General features: G+C 27.3%; 2 protein-coding genes and 1 pseudogene. All 3 read right to left on the bottom strand.

Going from position 1 to position 4,148, the window contains the following annotated elements:
* On the bottom strand, positions 1-2,073 hold a 2,073-nt coding region (locus tag UDIV_RS01010; RefSeq protein ID WP_038102026.1), incomplete at its 3' end, for an MIP family Ig-specific serine endopeptidase.
* A gap of 154 nt (positions 2,074-2,227) precedes the next feature.
* Positions 2,228-2,461: pseudogene (locus tag UDIV_RS04795) on the bottom strand (HaeIII family restriction endonuclease); the annotation flags it as partial.
* A gap of 98 nt (positions 2,462-2,559) precedes the next feature.
* Positions 2,560-3,582 (bottom strand): DNA cytosine methyltransferase, encoded by a 1,023-nt coding sequence (locus UDIV_RS01005; RefSeq protein ID WP_038102025.1) that lies wholly within the window; start codon positions 3,580-3,582, stop codon positions 2,560-2,562.
* Positions 3,583-4,148: the final 566 nt, after the last annotated feature.

The raw sequence follows: 4,148 nt of genomic DNA, 5'->3' as shown, positions 1-4,148 counted from the left end.
TCCATCTGGATATAAAGCTGTTTTACTATATTCTGCAAACTCTCCATTATTCTCACTTAATGCTTTTAAGTTTTGACGGTAAGATTTGACTTGTTTAGGGAATTTTGTTTTATCTGAACCATCGATCAAATTATGAGCAGGTCCATAAACACTAGAATTAGCTATTTGTACAAATGGTACATAGTGTCCATTTTTTGAAATATCATAAGCTTGTCTACTATTTGTTGCGTGGAATATACCAACTGGTATTCCATATTCATTAGCTACTAATGATCCAGAAGCTCCATTATATAAACTACTATTAATCATAGTTACTCCATAACCAAATGGAGCTGAAGCACTAAATTGATCAAACACATTTTCTGAAGTAAATAAATTAGTAAAACTATGATAATTTAACCAATTTTTTGGTGTATTTAAATCTTTAGGATTATTTCTTCATAAGGTTTGGAAATGATTAGTTCCTGGGAAACCAACAACATACATCTTATCAGTATTTGGACTTGTTATGTATTTATCTAAATTAAATGCTTGTTTGTTAATGTTTTCAGGTTCACGATAAAGTGATGGATAATCAAAAGTAGCATATGGTACTCTACTTTGATCATGATTAGGATATTTGTTTTTAGAATAACGTTTTATATCATTATCAATTGAAGCCATTGCTTTTGTAATGTGTTCTTTTAGTTGCATGAATTCAGGTCATTCGTTAACTTCAGGTTTAGTTAGTTTTTCTAATTCTTCTAAATTAACCTTGACACCAAAAACAGCAAAATCTTTTCCTAAATGAACTCGGTTATATTCTTTTGTTGGTTTAATTAAAGCTTTATCTATTCATTCTTTATTGGTTTTATCATCAAAAATGTTTAATGCTGCAAACACTGTTTTAGGGTTTTCAAAAACCTTAGGAGCTTTCTTGTAATTAATATATAAGAAAACATTATCACTTACATTTTCATTAATGAAATAAAGAGCTCGGTTATTGAAACCATATTCTTTGAAGTTATTAATAGGTTCAACTGATGCATCTTTTTTAGGTACACCTAAAACAAAGCTTTGGACTTTTGCATTCTTTTGAGCATCTTGAGTAAAGTATTCTGGGAACTTTTCTTTATATTTTTGATCTAGTGTATTAAAAGCTCGACGATAAACGTGAACATTAGTAGCAAGATATAACATTACTTCTTTACTATTTTTATCATTGTTTTTTCAAGCATAATCCAAAAGTCAAGCTGTACCCATTGGATAAGAATAAATGGTGTAATGTTGACCAGTATTTGGATTAGTATAATATTGATCATTACTATTAAAACCTAAAGCAAAAGTTCGATCCTTTAGCTTGTTATAAATGGTTTTCTCATCTAATAATAGTTCAGGTGCTCTTGTTGTTTCTTTAACAACTTGAGGTGGTGGACCAAAAATAATTGGTGGTTGGTTAGGAGTAGATGGTTTGAATGATCCATTTAATTCAGGGTTTGTTTTTGGATTAGGATTTGGTTGTTCACCAGTCTTATTGTCTACAATAGGATTATTATTATTATTATTATTATTATTTAATGAATTACTTGTTTGATTTACATTTAATTTATAATTTAAATTATCATATGAAGTAATAACATTATCACTATCATGACTTTCAAAGATTGATATCTTATTAAGTGAATATAAACCATTATCTAAATGATCAAAACTAACTCTAACAGATCCATCATTGTTGATTTTAGTTTTGTTTGATTTAATAGCATTATTACTTGTTGATTTTAATTCAACAACTAAATACTTATTGTTATAAAAATTATTGACTTTAAACCTTAGTCAATATTTATTGTTTTCTAGTTTTATATCTTGTTGTAATTGATCTAATAATAAAGGTTGGCTTTGGTTTTTAGTTAGATTAGGTTTATTAGTTATTTGTTTATTTGATTGATCAATAACTTGTTTTTGATTAGATGACTCTGGTTGGTTCTTAGTTTCTTGTCTTTCTGAAACACAAGCTACTACACTTAAAGTAGTAGCTGAAACAACTATTGATCCAAGAATAGCTAATAAACTCTTTTTAAATTTAAAACTCATAAATAATAACCTTTATTTAATTACTAATCTATTAATAGTAAAGTAATTATAATATACTAAATTAAAAACTTTGTTGTTTTAGTATATAGTTTTGATTATAAACACTAATTTAAAATAACTAGCTAAGGCTATTTGTTCTCTTTTATAATAGGTCCTACTTCCATCTAGAATCTATGGATATAATAGTTGTAGGCATACCTATTATTTGTATATCGAACTTTAAACTTGATTCAACAATAGTTGAAGCATTATGAATTCTGAAACTAAATTGCCAACCACCATCAAGATATAATTCCAAGGTGTTTTTACTTCCTGGTTTATATTCTAAACTTACAATTCGTGTTGGAAGTGTTGATATTGGTAATTCAATAATTCTCTTTTTCTTCTGTGTTTCCGCTTGTAGATTTTAAAAATAATGTAATTAAGTATGAAAATTCGTGTGTTCTTTATTGATTATTACTTTTATTACTCATTACTAATATCTAATTAATTATCTATCCCTGTTTTTAATAGGTTAGCATTTGTGCTTGAATTATCTAAAGCAGATAAAATTGCTTTAGCCATTTCATATGCAAGATTTATTGGCACAGCATTGCCGATCATTTTATAAGCATCGTTTAGATTCGTATAATAAAATTTAAAATCATCCGGAAACCCTTGAATCCTTGCACATTCTCGCACTGTTAGTCTTCTATAAAGTGCTTCTTTTCCTGGTTCAAATATATTTTTGTTTTTTTCTACTTTAGGCATTACTGGAGCTTGCGGATGTAGCTGACATTGTCTTCCTGAAGCTTGGACTGTAAATGCCTGTTCATCCCATTGTCTAACTCTATTTCTACTCATAAAAATAGGTGAGTATGAACCAATGAAATACTCATGATTCAAGACTTTACAATTATCTCCATTAGTTTTATTTTTTTCTAATGCTGGTATTGCACAATCTTTCAAATAAAAAATTGTATCTTTAAAAGTTAATTTACTTTTATAAGGTTTTGGTGGTTCAAATTTAACCTTTAAATCTTTTCTAAAACCTACATAAAAAACTCTTTTTCTATCTTGTGGAACACCATAGTCACTTGCATTTAACAAATGAATAAAGACATCATATCCTGCATCTTCAAATTGAGAAACTATATTATTAACAGCATCATTATGCCTTTTAGCCAACATTCCTTCAACATTTTCAGCAAGGAAAAATTTAGGTTGCTTGTCTTTTAGAATGCGTATATATTGATAAAATAATTGACCACGAGGATCTTTTATTCCTTTTAACAAACCAGCCTCACTTCATGATTGGCACGGTGGTCCACCTATAATACCATCACATTCAGGAAACATGTCTGAAGGGATATTACAAATATCTCCTTTTATAAGTTTTGTTTTATGATTTTTTTCATATGTTTGCCAAATTGTTTTATCAAATTCGTTTGCTACTAATATATTAAACCCTGCTTTTTCAAAACCTAAGTCTAATCCTCCAACTCCTGTAAACAAGCTAACTAAATTCATCTTATATTTCCTCCGAAGAACCATTAACACATTCTACAATCTTTGAAATATCATATTCCTATACATTGCATATTCTTGAATTTTATATTTTGAATGTTATCAATATTGATTCCTTTTTCTCTGTTTTATCCCTACCAAGATAACTATTGATATCAACTTAAGGATGCTGCAATTTATCATATTGTTTCAATAATGAATTATGTTTCTTGATTATCTATTTTTGTTTAGAAATGATTTGTTATCTTTTATAGGTTTTTAATTAATGGATCAATCATTTATAAATAAGATGTATTTATTAATCAAATTTTCATATATTCTATAAATTAATTAAAGACTTCTTACTTCTAGTAGCAACTATAAATATCTGATCTGCAATATAATATAATCCATCTTCGCAATCATCAGTATTATTTCTTTTTACCATTTGTTCTTTAAATTTATTTTTGCTAAATTTCTTAATTTTATACTCTGTATTAACTCTTAGCGTTCTTTTTAATATTTAAAAGAGTAGTTAAAAACCTACTATTTATAAACAAATATCAGCTATTACTTTATATTAATGTAGT

Source organism: Ureaplasma diversum NCTC 246, from assembly GCF_000731915.1.
Lineage (GTDB): Bacteria > Bacillota_I > Bacilli_A > Mycoplasmatales > Mycoplasmoidaceae > Ureaplasma > Ureaplasma diversum.
The sequence above is the reverse complement of the archived record's forward strand: the minus strand, read 5'-3'. Positions and strand labels throughout refer to the sequence as shown.